We start from the raw sequence: 15,719 nt of genomic DNA, 5'->3' as shown, positions 1-15,719 counted from the left end.
TTTTCTGCATCACATCAAGAAAGAGGAACCCATGAGCACTGAGAGCAGCCTCGGCGCAAACGTCGATAGCCAACTGCGTACCGACGCGCTGGAATACCACCGCAACCCCGTGCGCGGCAAGATCGAGGTGGTGGCCACCAAGCCGCTGTCGAATCAGCGCGACCTGTCGCTGGCCTATTCGCCCGGCGTGGCCTATGCCTGTGAAGAGATCGCCGCCGACCCGAGCACCGCCGCCGACTACACCTCGCGCGCCAACCTGGTGGCCGTGATCAGCAACGGCACCGCGGTGCTCGGCCTGGGCAATATCGGCCCGCTGGCCTCGAAGCCGGTCATGGAGGGCAAGGGCTGCCTGTTCAAGAAATTCGCCGGGGTCGACGTGTTCGACCTGGAGCTGGCGGAGAACGATCCGGACAAGCTGGTCGACGCCATCGCCATGCTCGAGCCGACCGTCGGCGGCATCAACCTCGAGGACATCAAGGCGCCCGAGTGCTTCTACATCGAGAAGAAGCTGCGCGAACGCATGAACATCCCGGTCTTCCACGACGACCAGCACGGCACCGCCATCATCTCGAGCGCAGCCCTGCTCAACGCCCTGAAGGTGGTGGGCAAGGACATCGGCGCCGTCAAGCTGGTGGCCTCCGGCGCCGGCGCGGCGGCGATCGCCTGCCTCGACATGATGGTGAGCCTGGGCGTAAAGCAGGAGAACATCTTCGTTACCGACTCGAAGGGCGTGATCTGGCAGGGGCGCGAAGCCAACATGGAAGCCAACAAGGCACGCTATGCCCAGGCTACTGAAGCGCGTAGCCTTGCCGACATCGTCAAGGACGCCGACGTGTTCCTGGGCTGCTCGACCGCCGGCGTCCTGACTGCCGAGATGGTCAAGACCATGGCGGACAAGCCGGTGATCCTGGCCCTGGCCAATCCGGAACCTGAAATCCGCCCGGAAGTGGCCAAGGCCGCGCGTCCCGACTGCATCATCGCCACCGGCCGTTCGGACTACCCGAACCAGGTCAACAACGTGCTGTGCTTCCCCTACATCTTCCGCGGCGCGCTGGACTGCGGCGCTACCCGCATCACCGACGAGATGAAGCTGGCCTGCGTGGTCGCGATCGCGCAGCTGGCCGAGGCCGAAGCCAACGATACGGTGGCCGAAGCCTATGCCGGCCAGGACCTGAGCTTCGGTCCCGACTACATCATCCCGAAGCCTTTCGATCCGCGCCTGATGGCGGCCATCGCCCCAGCAGTGGCTGCAGCCGCCGCAGCCTCCGGCGTTGCCGCGCGCCCGATCGCCGACATGGACGCTTATCGCGCGCGCCTGGGCGAGATGATCTACCACACCGGCTTCTTCATGAAGCCGGTGTTCGCCAAGGCCAAGGCCAGCCCGCGCCGCGTCGCCTATGCCGAAGGCACCGACCAGCGCGTGCTGCGCGCGGTGCAGACCGTGGTCGACGAAGGCCTGGCCATGCCGGTGCTGATCGGCACGGCGCAAGCGGTCGAGCAGGCGGTCAAGCAGTCCGGCCTGCGCCTGACGCGTGGCGTCGATTACGAGCTGGCCGAACCCGATGGCAGCGGCGACGCCACCCTGCAGGGCACGCGCCTGCTGCAGTCGGGCCAGGTCGATGCGCTCATTTGCGGCATGGCGGGCAGCTACGACACCCACCTGGCGCATGTGCGCGACGTGATCGGCACCGCGCCCGGCACGGGCGTGCTGGCCGCGATGAACGCCCTGGTGCTGGACAAGATGACCCTGTTCATCACCGACACCTACGTCAACGACAGCCCGTCGGCGCAGGAACTGGCGGACATTACGCGCCTCGCCGCCACCGAATTGCGCCACTTCGGCCTGGAGCCCAAGGCGGCGCTGCTGTCGCACTCGATCTTCGGTTCCTCGGAGCGGCCCTCGGCGCGCAAGATGCGCGAAGCGCGCGAACTGCTGGCGACCAGCGCGCCGGACCTGGCCCTGATCGGCGAGGTGCATGGCGACGCCGCGCTGTCGGAAGAGATCCGGCGCCTGTACCAGCCGGCAGGCGAGGGCGCCAGTGGCTTTGCGGGCAGCGCCAACCTCCTGGTGATGCCCTCGCTGGACGCCGCCAACATCCTGTTCAACGTCCTGAAGGTCGCGGCAGGCAAAGGGGTCACCGTCGGCCCGATCCTGCTGGGTGCGGCCAAGCCCGTGCACATCCTGAGCCCGAGCGCGACCGTGCGCCGGGTCGTCAACATGACCGCGCTCGCCGTCGCCGCCGTGCGCTAAGCCTGCGGCCCTCCACGCGCCGGTTTCCGCCGGCGCGTGTCCTCCCACTTTCTTTCCGTTGCTCGTAACCATTTTGTAACCTATACTGGTTGCGCTAACATTACGTGGACGAAAGGAACTGGGATGCGCTTCGGTATCGCAGCGTGGGCAGCCATCGGCTTGTCCTGCGCCATCATCGCCTCTGCAGGCGAGTACAGGAACCCGGTCATCCCGGGCTTCAACCCCGACCCCAGCATCTGCCGGGACGGCGAGGACTACTACCTCGCCACCAGCACCTTCGAGTACTTCCCCGGGGTGCCGATCTACCACAGCAAGGACCTGGTCAACTGGCGCCTGGCTGGCCATGCGCTCGACCGTCCAAGCCAGCTGCCGCTGGCGGGTCAGAAAAGCTCGGCGGGCATCTTCGCTCCGACCCTGCGCTGCGGGAACGGCCACTTCACCATGATCACCACCAACGTCGCCGGCGGCGGCAACTTCATCGTCCACGCCACCAATCCGGCCGGCCCGTGGTCCGAGCCGGTCTGGATCAAGGACGTGCAGGGGATCGATCCCTCGCTGTTCTTCGACGACGACGGCAAGGTCTACCTCACCTACCAGGACGGCGGCGAGCGCGGCGGCATCGGCCAGGTCGAGGTCGACGTCGCCACCGGCCAGATTAAAGGCAAGCCGCGCCGCATCTGGAATGGCCTGGGCGGCGTCTGGCCCGAAGGGCCGCACCTGTACAAGATCAACGGCTGGTATTACCTGCTGCATGCGGAAGGCGGCACCTCCTACGGCCACGTGGTGATCCTGGCGCGCTCGCGCTCGCCCTGGGGACCGTTCGAGGGGGCGCCGGATAACCCGATCCTGACCCACCGCGACCGGCCGGACCTGCTGTTGCAGGCGCTCGGGCACGCCGACCTGGTGCAGACGCCGGAGGGCAAGTGGTTCATGGTGATGCTGGGGGTGCGCCACCTGAAGCACAAGCACCACCTCGGCCGCGAAACCATGCTGGCCCCGGTCGAATGGACCGAGGATGGCTGGCTCAAGATCAATGGCGGCGCGCCGCTCCTCGAGAAGATGCAGGCGCCCGGACTGCCGGCGCCGCACCCGTGGCCGGCAACCGCGGCGCGCGACGAATTCAAGGGCCCCAAGCTGGGCGGCGAGTGGATCTTCCTGCGCGGTCCGGCCCAGGACCTGTGGTCGCTGTCGGAGCGTCCCGGCTTCCTGCGCCTCAAGGGCAGCAAGCTGTCGCTGGAAGACATCGGCACCCCCGCTTTCGTGGGCAAGCGCCAGGCGCACCTGGACATGCGCGCCGCCACGCTGCTCGACTTCACGCCGCGCGCCAAAGGCGAGCAGGCCGGGCTGGCGCTGCGCATGAACGAGGACAACCACTACCAGCTGCTGGTTGCCGGAACCGGCAAGGGGCGCGTGGTCCGCTTGCTCACCCGCGTGAAAGGCAAGAGCACCGTGGTGCGCGAGGTGCCCCTGGCCGCCGGCAAGGTCGAGCTGTTCGTGCGCGCCACAGCCGAGCGCTACGTGTTCGGCTACCGCGACGGCAAGCGCGAGGTGGCGGACTTCGGCAGCGCGCCGACTGCGCCGCTCAGCTCCGAGGACGCGGGCGGCTTCACCGGTGTGGTGCTGGGGATGGTCGCGCATGGCCCGGACGGCGCTCCCATGGCGGGGGCCGATTTCGACTGGTTCGAGTACCGGCCGGCCGACAGCACTAAATAAGCAGACAACAACAATTCGATCTGGAGACAACATGCAACGCAAGCACCACGCCGTCGCCATGGCGCGCACCGCCCTGGTCGCGGCCATCGCCGCCGCCTTTCCCTTGTTCGGCGCCGGCTCCCTGGCCGCGCCCGAACCCGCAGAACCAGCCCAGAAGCCCTGGCTCGACCGTTCCCTGGACGCCGACCAGCGCGCCCGCCTGGCCGTGCAGGCCATGACCCAGCAGGAAAAGCTGCGCTGGGTGTTCGGCTACTTTGGCCACGATTTCGGCCAGAGCAGGAAGCATCCGGACGCGCTGCCGCAATCGGCCGGCTATATTCCCGGCACGCCGCGCCTCGGCCTGCCGGCGCTGTTCGAAACCGATGCCGGCCAGGGCGTGGCCTCGCAGGCCGGCCCGAACGTGCGCGAAGCCACCGCCTTGCCGTCCGGCCTGGCCACGGCCTCGAGCTGGGACCCGGCGGTCGCCTATGCCGGCGGCGCCATGATCGGCTCGGAAGCGCGCGCTGCCGGCTTCAACGTGATGCTGGCCGGCGGCGTGAACCTGCAGCGCGAGCCGCGCAATGGCCGCAACTTCGAATACGCGGGCGAGGATCCGCTGCTGGCCGGAACCATGATCGGCCAGGCGATCAAGGGCGTGGAATCGAACAAGATCATCTCGACCCTCAAGCACTTCGTGCTCAACGACCAGGAGACCGGCCGCAACGAACTCGATGCGCGCATCGACAAGGCGGCGCTGCGCATGTCCGACCTGCTGGCGATGGAACTGGCCCTCGAGCAGTCCGACGCCGGCTCGGTGATGTGCGCCTATAACCGCCTCAATGGCCCCTATACCTGCGAGCATTCCTGGCTGCTGAACGACGTGCTCAAGCGCGACTGGGGCTTCCGCGGCTATGTCATGTCCGACTGGGGCGCCACCCACAGCACCGTGGCCGCCGCCAACAACGGCCTGGACCAGCAGTCCGGCATGGAATTCGACAAGTCGCAGTACTTCGGCGGCGCGCTGGGCGAGGCCGTCAAGACCGGGGCCGTCCCGCAGAAGCGCCTCGACGACATGGTGACCCGCATCCTGCGCACCATGTTCGCCAAGGGCGTGGTCGACAATCCGGTCAAGCCGGGCGGCGCGGTCGACTACGCCGCCAACGGCGCGGTCAGCCGCCGGACCGCGGAAGAGGGCATGGTCCTGCTCAAGAACGAAGGCCGCATCCTGCCGCTGTCGAAGAGCGTGCGCACCATTGCCGTCATCGGCGGCCATGCGGATGCCGGCGTGCTGTCGGGAGGCGGCTCGTCCCAGGTGTATCCGAAGGGCGGGATCGCGGTCAAGGGCTTGCTGCCCGCCACCTGGCCGGGGCCGGTGGTGTACTACCCGTCCTCGCCGCTGCACGCGATCCAGGCCCAGGCGCCGAATGCGAAGGTGGTGTTCGACGATGGGCGGGACCCGGCCCGCGCCGCGCGCGTGGCGGCAGGGGCCGACGTGGCCCTGGTCTTCGCCAACCAGTGGATCGGCGAGGCCAACGACGCCCAGACCCTGGCGCTACCAGATGGCCAGGAAGAACTGATCGCCTCGGTGGCGGGCGCCAACGGCCGGACCGTGGTCGTGCTGCAGACCGGCGGGCCGGTCTCCATGCCCTGGCTGGCGCGGGTCCCGGCGGTGCTGGAAGCCTGGTATCCGGGCACCAGCGGCGGCGAGGCGATCGCCAACCTGCTGTTCGGCGCGGTCAATCCGTCCGGCCACCTGCCGGCCACCTTCCCGCAATCCGTGCAGCAACTGCCGCGCCCGAAACTCGACGGCGACCCGAAGAACCCCGAGCTGCAGTTCGCCGTCGACTACCACGAAGGCGCGGCGGTCGGCTACAAGTGGTTCGACCTGAAGGGCCACAAGCCGCTGTTCCCGTTCGGGTACGGCCTGTCCTACACCACGTTCGCGTATTCAGGTTTGTCCGGCCAGCTCAAGGACGGCCGCCTGCACCTGCGTTTCAAGGTGACCAATACCGGCAACCTGGCCGGCAAGGACGTGCCGCAGGTGTACGCGTCGCCCCTGGCGACCAAATGGGAGGCGCCGAAGCGCCTGGCCGCGTGGACCAAGGTCGAGCTGCAGCCGGGCGAGACCAGGGAAGTCGAGGTTGCGGTGGAGCCGCGCGTGCTGGCCATGTTCGACGAGAAGTCGCGCACCTGGCGCCGGCCGGAAGGCAAGCTGCGCCTGACCCTGGCGGAGGACGCCGCCGGCACGGGCGCCACCAGCGTGACCGTCGACCTGCCCGCCAGCACGCTGGACGCGCGCGGCCGCGCACGCTGACATCGGGAGAGACGCATGCGACAACTCATCATCTCGGCCGCCTTGCTGGCTAGTATGCCCCCTGGCGCGGCAGCGGAGGCGCCGCGCCTGCAGCTGGACAGCCTGTTCCAGGACCACATGGTGCTGCCGCGCCAGGGTGCGCTCGTGTCGGGCACTACCGGCGCGCGCGACGTGGTCACGGTGAGCGGCTTCGGCGGCGCCTGGAAGGCCACCGCCGACGCGGCCGGCCGCTTCAGCGTGACGCTGCCGAGTCTCCCGGCGGGACGCACCGATACCCTGGCGGTCTCCAGCAGCAGCGGCCAGCGGGTCACGCTGGGTGACGTCGTCACCGGCGACGTCTTCCTGTGCTCGGGCCAGTCGAACATGCAGCTCACGGTGAATCGCGCCCTGAATGCGGACACGGTGATCGGCACATCGACGAATCCGGACCTGCGCATCGCGACGGTCGCCGTCGATCCGCAGCCGGCGCCGCTGGCGCGGCTGGCAAAGCCGGTCGCGTGGCAGGCGGCATCGCCGCAGACCGTCGCCGACTGGTCGGCCACCTGCTACTTCTTCGGCAAGGAATTGCAGCGCAAGATCAAGCTGCCGGTCGGGCTGGTGCACGCCTCGCTGGGCGGCTCGAACCTGACCGCCTGGCTCTCGCCCGCGGCCTCGCTGCCGGATTACGCGCGCCAGCAGCAACTGCTGCAGCTATATGCGAGCGATCCGGCCAAGGCCAGCATCGCCTTCGGCAAGGAGGTCGAAGCCTGGTGGCAGCCGTCCGGCGGCCCGGGGCGGCCCTGGACGTCATCAAGCACCGACCTGGCGGCGTGGAAGGCGGTGCCGGACGTCGCCAAGAACTGGGAAAACTGGGGCGTGCCCGAGCTTGCCGCCTATGACGGCAGTATCTGGTACGGCGTCAGCGTCAGCTTGACGGCGGCGCAGGCGGCCCAGGCCGCGACGCTCGAACTCGGTCTGATCGACGAAGTCGATACTACCTGGGTGAACGGCCAGCCGGTCGGCTTCACGGCGGGCGCCGGCACGGCGCGCGCCTACCCGCTGGCCGCCGGTACGCTCAAGGCGGGAGAGAACACGATCGTACTGAACGTGCTCGACCTGTGGAGCTACGGCGGCATGTACGGCGACCAGCCGCGCCGGCTGCGCCTGGCCGACGGCAGCGTGCTGCCCTTGACGGGTTGGCGCTGGCAGATGCCGCCAGCCGCGAACCGCTATCCGCCGCGCGCCCCCTGGGATGCGATGGCAGGGGTCAGCGTCCTGTACAACGGCATGATCGCGCCGCTGGGCCGCTTCCCGTTCAAGGGGGCGCTCTGGTACCAGGGCGAGAGCAATGTCGGCTCGCCTTACCAGGGCCTGCTGGCGCGCCTGTTCAAGGATTGGCGCGCGCAGTTTGGCAAGGACATGGCCTTTGGCGTGGTCCAGTTGGCGAACTTCGGCGCGCGTCCGACCCAGCCGGCCGAATCGGGCTGGGCGCGGCTGCGCGAGGACCAGCGCCGCGCGGTGCTGGCCGATGCGAACGCGGTGCTGGCGACGGCGATCGACCTGGGCGACCCGACCGACATCCATCCGGCCAACAAGCAGGGCGTCGGCGAACGGCTGGCGCGCGGATTCGGGGTCAAGCTGTATGGGCAGCCGGGCAGCCCCAACGGGCCGATGGTGAAGTCGGGGGCCGCGCAGGGCGAAGGCGTGGTGGTGGATTTCGATGGGGTCGAATCTGCGCTGGTCGCTTATGGCGCGGCAGGCCCGATCGGTTTCGAGGTCTGCACGGATACCGGTTGCCGCTGGACCGAAGCCCGTGTCGCGGGGACCCGGGTGGTGCTGCCCGCAGCCGCCGATGCGAAAAAAATCCGCTATTGCTGGGGCGACGCGCCCACCTGTACGCTCTACGACAGCAAGTCCGGCCTGCCGGCGGTGCCCTTCGAGATGGATGTCAAACGCTGAGGAGGTCTCCTGTGGCGAACTCGAGAAGTTCGCCATCAACCACCCGATCTCGCAACACGATCTGTGCTTATGGCTTCCGGAACACAATCGCATGCTGGATCGGCAGCGATGTGATGCTGCGTTCCCATACTAAACCATGCGCCGTGGCTTCACGCCGTACCTGCCGCTCGCTCATCTTATGCAGCGGCTTGATCGCGACTGACGGATCCTCGGCCCGATATTCGACGAAGACGACGCGCCCGCCCGGCTTCAGGGAGTCGACAATGCTGTCGAGGACCTCCGCAGGATAAGCGAGCTCGTGATAGACATCGACCATGATCGCCAGGTCGACGCTCGCCGGGGGCAGTTTTACGGTGGTTTCGCTGCCTAGCACCGAGACCACATTGCGCACGCCGCGCTTTGCCATCTGGCTGTCGAGCATGCGAATCATTTCCAGCTGGACGTCGACTGCATAGACGCGCCCGCCGGGACCAACTTGTTTCGCCAGCTGCCAGGTGTAGTAGCCGGTGCCGGCGCCGATGTCGGCCACGGTCATGCCCGGCGCCAGCGCCAGTTCTCGCAGAAGCAATTCCGGCCGCTCCTCAAGTGCCCGACTTTCGCGCTCGAGCCATTGGGCGCCCTCCCATCCCATCACCCCGGCAATCTCGCGGCCCATGTAGCTCTTGCCGATGCCATCCGGGCTCCGCGCGACGCGTTCATAGCGCCCATCGGTGCCCGCCGCCTGTGCCGCAGCATCGCTACTGGCGGATGACAGCAGCGTTAGCGCCGACAGGCAAGCCAGCAGGATGGGTAGGGTACGGCGAGTCGGTGAGGTGCGGTAGTTGCGCAAGGGAATGCGGAGCATGATCGGCGTTTTCGTAATGAGGCGCTGCCTGCGATGACGCTTCCAGGCTTTGCCGTGAATGGGCAGGATCAGTGTAGTAGGCTTGGCTGCGCAGGCGCGTTCGCTACATCGGACTTTCCTGCTTTGTCGCGTCGACTGAGCAGGTGCCGCGGATCGGATCGACCGTTTCCGACGCTGCTTGTGAACTGGAGCGCTTTGACCGTTTGCAACCGGCCATGCTGAATCTACCGGCTGAAGTAAGGTGCATCTTGAGGGCTGCTCCGGATCGACCCTCGTCATTCGTGATAGTCAGCGATTTTTTCCTCATTGCTACCTGCTATGCTGAGGTCAGTGGCCGACTTTGGCCAAAATCGGACGTTTGAGCCGTGAGCCAGAATTGTGAGGCGAATGGACCTAACAGGTCGATCGACATCCAGAATTGAACAAGAATTGGATCTATCGCATGGACGATATTTATAGCTTATTACGTGAGGAAGCATTACAGCTCAACAGCGAATTCCGCAAGGCTTCGATCCAGGGTGGCGGGACATCCCAAGAAGTCGCGGAATTTCGTGAGAATGCTGTCCAAGCATTTATAGGGCGCTACTTTCCTTTTCCTCATCGAATCGCGAAAGGCAAGGTGCGTGACTCATTCGGGAATATCGCTGCGTCAATTGACTGTGTGATATGTGCACCAAACCATCCGTACACGGTAAGCGCAAGAGACAAGTTTAGCTTGCTGCTAGCCGAGGGCGTTGACTCTGTTATCGAGGTGAAGCCTAACATTGCCGACAGAGCAGAACTTCATCGAGCGCTCGAACAGGGTTTGTCTGTCAAGAGATTGGGGCGTGCAAAAACCTCCATGCTCCACGAATATGGGATTCTTGGTGATTGGGCAAAGCGAGTGCCGTTCGGCGTTTTTGCGATGCAATGCAAAGCTGCGCCTATTGAGACTGGTTTTGAAATCCTGGAATTTTATGAAACGCGTGGCGTTGACCCGCTGGACCAAGCCGACTTTATCGCTGTGAATGATGTTTGCGTTTTTTCAAATTTTGTCGACAAGTCTTTGAATCCCTGGAAAGTTGCGGAAGCCGGATTTCTGAATCATCAAGGTTGGTTTTATGAGGGTTGGGGTCAAGACAGCTTGGTCGGGCTACTATTACGGCTGCACCGAGTGGCACATGCTACCTTAAAAATGCAAGAAGACGTATTGCCGCGTTACCTAACACCGCGTGAAGGAGCGCTCTTTCAAGTTGTAGATATGGCTTTTAAATACGACATATATAAAAAATTGAAGGACACGCCAGAATTTGGTAGCCCAGATTTTCGTAAAGCCCTCTACGCGGTTACACATCCTCAGGGGTAGTTGAAAATTCTGGTGTTGACGTATTTGCGCGCGAATTCTTGAGTTTTGAGAGGCTGTTTTGGGTAGGGTCCGGTCCTCCGTGACAGTCCGCGATTTTTCCGCCCTGGCAACCTGCTGTGCTAAGCCTAACGGCCAGGTTCGTCCAAAAACGGACATTCGTGCGCTGTCTCGATTCATGTGATGCACGCGAAGGTTTCATGGATGATGGATGCGACAATCTGGGTGTGTAACCAGATTGATTCTATATGTATGAAGGATGATGTGGGATGAATAACATTTTTGCAGCTCCGTTTTCAGCGAGAGTTCGCGGTACACACCGTCAGATCGATTCCGATTTTCCTGCAAGTGCGAGAGTGGGTCTTCTACACTTGCTTGCTGAGCTAATAGAGAAAGGATTCATCGACAATTGGATCCCGTTCGCAAGGGAATTGCAACGACTAGGCCGTTTATCGCCAATTTAATATGACCGTCAAGCAACCGCTCACCTCAAGCAAGCTCGAAACGATGCTGCAGACGCACTTGACGGTTTAAGTTGGGAAAGATGCTATGATTTTTGCGAGCGACTATACAGCTTTCTAGCAAAGGATGTTGGCTACCACAATAATTTCGGATTCGAAGTGGAAACGGAGAAGTCTGATGTTCAAGCATTCATAGGAAATGAATTACAACGCTTATTTGCAGAAGAGCAGTTAGCATACGAGTTTGCAGAGGGAATGGTCCGCCGTCGGGGGCGAAAGCATACGGTTGACGTATCAACTCGAGCCCAGGTTGTACTCGGGGACCCTCGGCTTGTCAGCGCACGTAGACACTACGATAAAGCTCTGCAGTTCTTCCGAGATCCTAGAAAACCAGACTTTGAAAATACAGTGAAGGAAGCTGTTTGCGCAGTTGAGGCTGTAGGGAAAACTTTATACCCTGCGGCTAAGGCGTCGACGTTAGGAGAGCTCGCAAAATGGCTAGGCACAAATAAAGAGCAACCTATCCCGAAAGCGCTGGCGCAGACCATCACTGGCATTTATGCGTATCGAAGTGGCGGGGATGGGGTAGGCCATGGAGGCGCTGATGGGGGAGTCGCCACGCTTGAGGTTGCAGAATACGTCCTCGCAGTATCTGCCTCACAAATCATCTATTTGGTGGACGTAGCTAGTACATACGACGATAACATTCCAGTTTAAAATCGCTGTCCAGTCTGCTGTTCCAAGTCTCGGCCAATATTTGTTGCAACTTATGTGGAGGGTGTATGTCGTTTGGCGCTACGAAATTTGGCCTATCAACTTCTTATGATCTCTTTCGAAAACTGAAACACGATAGCAAGCTGTTGCTTGTGCAGCGCCCAGAGACACAGGATGAGCAGTGGCTTGAAGAGTACGAAGCATTTAACTTCTTTGTAACCGCTTGGCATCTGCACAAAGATTGGTTAGGCAGTGAATCTATAGAAAAACCCATTCATTCATTTTCTAAAATCGCAGTTGTCAACGGCGATTGAAAACTGATACAGATATCGTCGTGCCAGCGATTTAAAACTGATACACCGCCGTCGCCGAACACGGTCCGTGTTCAGCCCATTTCTGCAACATCATTCCCCCTCATCATCCCGGCCTGTCGCTGGTGCTTCAGCCGGTAGCTTTCGCCGGCAATCGGCACGATGTGCGCATGGTGCAGTAGCCTATCGAGCAGGGCCGCGGTCAGCGTCGTATCCTGCGCAAAGGTCGTGTCCCATTGCCCAAACGGCAGGTTGCTGGTCACGATCAGGCTGCTGCGTTCGTACAGGGCCGCGATCACTTGGAAGAACAGGTTCGCCTGCTCCCGGTTCATCGGCAAGTAGCCGATCTCGTCGATGATCAAGAGCCGGTATGCTTTGATCGCGCGATGCATCACCGCTTTCAAATTGTTCTGGGTATGCGCCGTCGTCAACGCCAGCATCAGGTCGGCCGCCGTGGTGAAGCGCGTCTTGATGCCGGCCTGGGTGGCCTTGTAACCGAGTGCCATCGCCAGGTGCGTCTTGCCCACGCCGCTGGGGCCGACCAGCACCACGTTCTCATGTCGCTCAACGAAGCCCAGGCCAGCCAGCTCCTCGACCTGACTGCGTTTCACGCCTTTGGCGAAGTCATAGTTAAACTCGTCCAGCGTCTTCACCGCTGGGAATCCTGCCAGTCGGGTCATCGTGCTTTGCTTGCGCACGTTGCGCCCGGCGACTTCCTCCCTCAGCAGGCCCTCCAGGAAGTCGCTGTAGGCCATTTCCTGCTTCGCTGCCTTCTGCGTTGCAGCGCCGTAGCCCTGGGCCACGAACGGCAGGTTCAGGCTCTCGCACAACGCCGCGATACGCTCGTGCTGCAGGTTCATGCCGCCACTCCTTCCGTTACCCGTACCAGCAGCGCGTCATACACCTGCAACGGATGCTGTACTGGAGATGGCTGGGCGATCCGCTCCACCACTGCCGCCGGCCGCGGCACCGTAGGTGCTGCGGCGGTCGGTTGCGGCCTGGCTGCCGCGATGTCCGCACGCCACGGTGCCGGCAGCGCTTGCAGATGCTCCACTTCCCGCTTCAATGCTTCAGCTGGTGGCTCGCCAGTCGTACCGTGGATGCGCGCATTGGCCACCTCGCGCAGCCAGTGGGCCACTTCCACATTGGCCGTTACGACGTCGAGCTTCTGGCCGCTTTGCGCCAGCCGGCTCGCCAGCGGCACATAGAACGAGCGGCGCAGGTAGCCATTGAAGCGTTCGACTTTTCCCTTGGTCTTGGCCCGGTACGGCTGGCACAGCTTGATCACGAAACCGCTATGCCTGGCAAAGTCCAGGAAGCCGGCGTGGAAGCGGTGCTCGCCTTCGCCGTACGCATCGCGCTCCAGCACCACTGTTTTCATGTTGTCGTACAGGACCCGCCGCGTCACGCCCCCAAACGCCGCAAAAGCGCGCTCATGGCAGGCGATCAGGGTTTCCACCTTCATGTTGCTGACGAACTCCACGTAGCTGGCCCGGCTAAAACCGAGCGTCGCGCAGAACGCATGTAACGGCGCGCTGCCTTTGCGGAATTCAACCCAGTCCACCTGCAGCTGCTCGCCCATCGCCGTCTCGAAGCGCACCACCGGGTCGGCCGGAGGCGCCGGGCGCAAGGTGCGCACGAAGGCGCGCAACTGGCTCATGCCGCCCTCGTAGCCGCGCGCGGCGATCTCGCGGTACAGCACGGTGGCCGGTATCACGTCGGGCTGAGCAGCTTGCTGCCGATCCTTCAGGTACTGCTCGAATTGCGCCAGCTTCGTCTTGCGCTTCACTTTGCGTTCGTACTTCGGCACAGCCTCCAGGGCCAGATGCCGGCGCACCGTGTTCACTGCGCAGCCTACCTCGGCGGCGATCTGCCGAAGGCTTAACCCATGCTTCTTCAGGAGTTGGATTTCCACGTACACCTCTTTGGATTTCAAGGCCGCTCCGCAAAGCGGCCATCTTCTCAAAATGGTGTATCAGTTTTCAATCGCTGCCTGTATCAGTTTACAACCGCTGCTGACAGCAGTAGCCCACCCTTATATGAAGGAAATTAGGCATGCAATTCGCGATATCGCTAATGGTAGCAAACATTTTGCATTGGATGAAGCCCCAAAAATATCCATCGGCCCTCGCGAAATTAGTTCATTCTATGCATATTTCTTTGGTCCGCAGTATTCCATAGATACCAAATCACTCCATTTTCTAATGTATGAGTTAGTGGGGATCGTAATGGACTACTTTGAATGGATTTTTGACGACGAAAGCCCCGGCGCAGTTCCGGTTGCAATACTGGAAAAACTCGAGTACGCTAAGTGTCTGGACTCGTGGGATCATGTACCCATGCGTAGCTGGCCGCTCTTCAAGGCCAGACACGTTTTGCGTACACTGTTCCAATCCGACTCTTCACTGGCAACTCGATGACCCAGGCACTGCACAGCCAAGCCCGTACTACCCACCTGATCCGTGAGGAAATCAGGAACTCGACGCTCCCGCAGGCCGAACTGGCCAGGATGTACAACGTCACCCGCCAAACCATCCGAAAGTGGCAAAACCGCGAGTCTCCTGAAGACAAGTCGCATGCGCCGAACAAGATGTACACGACGCTCACGCCCGAGCAGGAGCTCATCGTGGTGGAGCTGCGCAAGACGTTGCTGCTGCCCACGGACGACCTGCTGGCGGTCACGCGCGAGTTCATCAATCCAGCCGTCTCGCGTGCCGGCCTGGGACGTTGCCTGCGCCGCCACGGTGTCTCGGATCTACGTAACCTGGTCGAGCAGGAAGGCACTGCGCCCGCCACGAAAAAGACCTTCAAGGACTACGAGCCGGGCTTTGTGCACATCGACATCAAGTACCTGCCGCAGATGCCCGACGAGACGGCAAGGCGCTATCTCTTCGTTGCCATCGACCGTGCTACGCGCTGGGTCTTCATCGAGCTCTATGCCGACCAGACCGATGGCAGCAGTGGCGACTTCCTCAACAAAGTCCAGCAAGCCTGTCCCGTCAAGATCGTCAAGCTTCTGACCGACAACGGCAGCCAGTTCACCGACCGCTTCACGGCTGGCGGCAAGAAGAAGGAACCCAGCGGCACACACGTGTTCGACCGCCTGTGCAAGCAGCTCGGCATCGAACACCGGCTCATCCCGCCTCGTCATCCGCAGACCAACGGCATGGTGGAGCGCTTCAACGGTCGTATCAGCGACATCGTCAACCAGACCCGTTTTGGTTCAGCTGCCGAACTGGAATCGACGCTGCGCAATTACGTCAAGATCTACAACCACAGCATTCCGCAACGCGCGCTCCAACACAAAACACCCGTTCAGGCGCTCAAGGAATGGCATGAAAAACGCCCTGAATTGTTCAGGAAGCGCGTGTATAACCAGCCGGGTCTTGACAGCTAAGGAGCTTCGACTCGCACGAGAAAAGCACAGAAAAGACGTTTCTTAAAGCAAAACCTATTTGAATCTCTACAATTCCGACGTCGGCTTTGTGTCTGAAACGGTCTCTGCAGCAGGAGAGAGGAGCATGCATTCGAAGAGGTTTGGATGCGCGCTTAGCTGATCCGATAGGGTGCGAACCTGTCGTTCAAAGCGATTTGTTAAATCGCCGAGCCCATAAGTGCCCGCAATGCCGCCCAGATAGGGTCGACTACCGTTCTCGCTCCGAGGATACGTACCCTTCTTCAAGCGCGTTTCATTATTGCGAACCGACCTGAGCGGATGATGTTCGGCGTTGACGGGCGTGTATTATTCATCTTGCCGGGATCAAGGTTTGATCAAGCAGGAAGCGCGCGACAAGCGCCGGGTCTACGCGTAGCCACTGAGCCGTCGCTAATTCCGGTGTCAAGATACTGCAT

The 15,719-nt window shown here is 62.4% G+C and carries 12 protein-coding genes; 9 read left to right on the top strand and 3 right to left on the bottom strand.

The window, feature by feature from the left end:
* Positions 1–31 precede the first annotated feature (31 nt).
* The 4 genes from MasN3_RS15045 (at position 32) to MasN3_RS15030 (ending at position 8,195) form a co-directional block, all read left to right on the top strand.
* A complete protein-coding gene (locus MasN3_RS15045) occupies positions 32–2,251 on the top strand; it encodes an NADP-dependent malic enzyme (RefSeq protein ID WP_281908184.1) in 2,220 nt (739 codons plus the stop codon).
* A 123-nt stretch (positions 2,252–2,374) separates the two neighbouring features.
* Positions 2,375–3,964 (top strand): glycoside hydrolase family 43 protein, encoded by a 1,590-nt coding sequence (locus tag MasN3_RS15040; RefSeq protein ID WP_281908183.1) that lies wholly within the window; start codon positions 2,375–2,377, stop codon positions 3,962–3,964.
* A gap of 31 nt (positions 3,965–3,995) precedes the next feature.
* Positions 3,996–6,257, top strand: a complete 2,262-nt coding sequence (locus tag MasN3_RS15035) for a beta-glucosidase family protein (RefSeq protein ID WP_281908182.1) — start codon at positions 3,996–3,998, stop codon at positions 6,255–6,257.
* Positions 6,258–6,272: 15 nt separating this feature from the next.
* Entirely contained in the window at positions 6,273–8,195 is a 1,923-nt protein-coding gene (locus MasN3_RS15030; protein ID WP_281908180.1) for a sialate O-acetylesterase, read from the top strand.
* 67 nt (positions 8,196–8,262) lie between these two features.
* On the opposite strand, the gene MasN3_RS15025 is transcribed toward MasN3_RS15030, so the two are convergent.
* Positions 8,263–9,039 carry a class I SAM-dependent methyltransferase gene (locus MasN3_RS15025; protein ID WP_281908178.1) on the bottom strand — a complete coding sequence of 259 codons (777 nt, stop codon included), beginning with the start codon at positions 9,037–9,039 and terminating at the stop codon, positions 8,263–8,265.
* 442 nt (positions 9,040–9,481) lie between these two features.
* On the opposite strand from MasN3_RS15025, the gene MasN3_RS15020 reads away from it, so the two are divergent.
* The 3 genes from MasN3_RS15020 (at position 9,482) to MasN3_RS15010 (ending at position 11,870) form a co-directional block, all read left to right on the top strand.
* The gene (locus MasN3_RS15020; protein WP_281908177.1) at positions 9,482–10,384 is read left to right on the top strand and encodes a DUF6602 domain-containing protein; all 903 of its coding nucleotides are present in this window, start codon (positions 9,482–9,484) and stop codon (positions 10,382–10,384) included.
* Positions 10,385–11,001: 617 nt separating this feature from the next.
* Entirely contained in the window at positions 11,002–11,559 is a 558-nt protein-coding gene (locus tag MasN3_RS15015) for a hypothetical protein (RefSeq protein WP_281908176.1), read from the top strand.
* Between the two features lie 65 nt (positions 11,560–11,624).
* On the top strand, positions 11,625–11,870 hold the full coding sequence (locus MasN3_RS15010) for a hypothetical protein (RefSeq protein WP_281908174.1): 246 nt from the start codon (positions 11,625–11,627) through the stop codon (positions 11,868–11,870).
* A gap of 71 nt (positions 11,871–11,941) precedes the next feature.
* On the opposite strand, the gene istB is transcribed toward MasN3_RS15010, so the two are convergent.
* Together istB and istA are read right to left on the bottom strand one after the other, a co-directional pair.
* Complete coding sequence (istB, locus tag MasN3_RS15005) at positions 11,942–12,727, bottom strand: IS21-like element helper ATPase IstB (protein WP_281907820.1); 786 nt, start codon at positions 12,725–12,727, stop codon at positions 11,942–11,944.
* Positions 12,724–13,803: an IS21 family transposase gene (gene istA, locus MasN3_RS15000; protein WP_281907819.1), complete on the bottom strand. Its 1,080-nt coding sequence runs from the start codon at positions 13,801–13,803 to the stop codon at positions 12,724–12,726. Before istA ends, istB begins: the two co-directional genes overlap by 4 nt.
* On the opposite strand from istA, the gene MasN3_RS14995 reads away from it, so the two are divergent.
* Both MasN3_RS14995 and MasN3_RS14990 read left to right on the top strand, forming a co-directional pair.
* Positions 13,793–14,287 (top strand): hypothetical protein, encoded by a 495-nt coding sequence (locus MasN3_RS14995; protein ID WP_281908173.1) that lies wholly within the window; start codon positions 13,793–13,795, stop codon positions 14,285–14,287. The genes istA and MasN3_RS14995 overlap by 11 nt on opposite strands.
* On the top strand, positions 14,284–15,264 hold the full coding sequence (locus MasN3_RS14990; protein WP_179063258.1) for an IS481-like element ISKpn27 family transposase: 981 nt from the start codon (positions 14,284–14,286) through the stop codon (positions 15,262–15,264). Before MasN3_RS14995 ends, MasN3_RS14990 begins: the two co-directional genes overlap by 4 nt.
* The last annotated feature ends 455 nt before the right edge of the window (positions 15,265–15,719 follow it).

The sequence above is a fragment of the Massilia varians genome, from assembly GCF_027923905.1.
In the GTDB taxonomy this organism is placed as follows: Bacteria; Pseudomonadota; Gammaproteobacteria; order Burkholderiales; family Burkholderiaceae_D; genus Telluria; species Telluria varians_B.
Note: the sequence above shows the minus strand (reverse complement) of the source record. Positions and strands in the feature narration are given on the sequence as shown.

What these genes read in the sequence shown, in the direction of transcription:
- MasN3_RS15045 (WP_281908184.1), top strand. Translation starts at nt 32, where the DNA reads ATGAGCACTGAGAGCAGCCTCGGCGCAAACGTCGATAGCCAACTGCGT.
- MasN3_RS15040 (WP_281908183.1), top strand. Translation starts at nt 2,375, where the DNA reads ATGCGCTTCGGTATCGCAGCGTGGGCAGCCATCGGCTTGTCCTGCGCC.
- MasN3_RS15035 (WP_281908182.1), top strand. Translation starts at nt 3,996, where the DNA reads ATGCAACGCAAGCACCACGCCGTCGCCATGGCGCGCACCGCCCTGGTC.
- MasN3_RS15030 (WP_281908180.1), top strand. Translation starts at nt 6,273, where the DNA reads ATGCGACAACTCATCATCTCGGCCGCCTTGCTGGCTAGTATGCCCCCT.
- MasN3_RS15025 (WP_281908178.1), bottom strand. Translation starts at nt 9,039, where the DNA reads ATGCTCCGCATTCCCTTGCGCAACTACCGCACCTCACCGACTCGCCGT.
- MasN3_RS15020 (WP_281908177.1), top strand. Translation starts at nt 9,482, where the DNA reads ATGGACGATATTTATAGCTTATTACGTGAGGAAGCATTACAGCTCAAC.
- MasN3_RS15010 (WP_281908174.1), top strand. Translation starts at nt 11,625, where the DNA reads ATGTCGTTTGGCGCTACGAAATTTGGCCTATCAACTTCTTATGATCTC.
- istB (WP_281907820.1), bottom strand. Translation starts at nt 12,727, where the DNA reads ATGAACCTGCAGCACGAGCGTATCGCGGCGTTGTGCGAGAGCCTGAAC.
- MasN3_RS14990 (WP_179063258.1), top strand. Translation starts at nt 14,284, where the DNA reads ATGACCCAGGCACTGCACAGCCAAGCCCGTACTACCCACCTGATCCGT.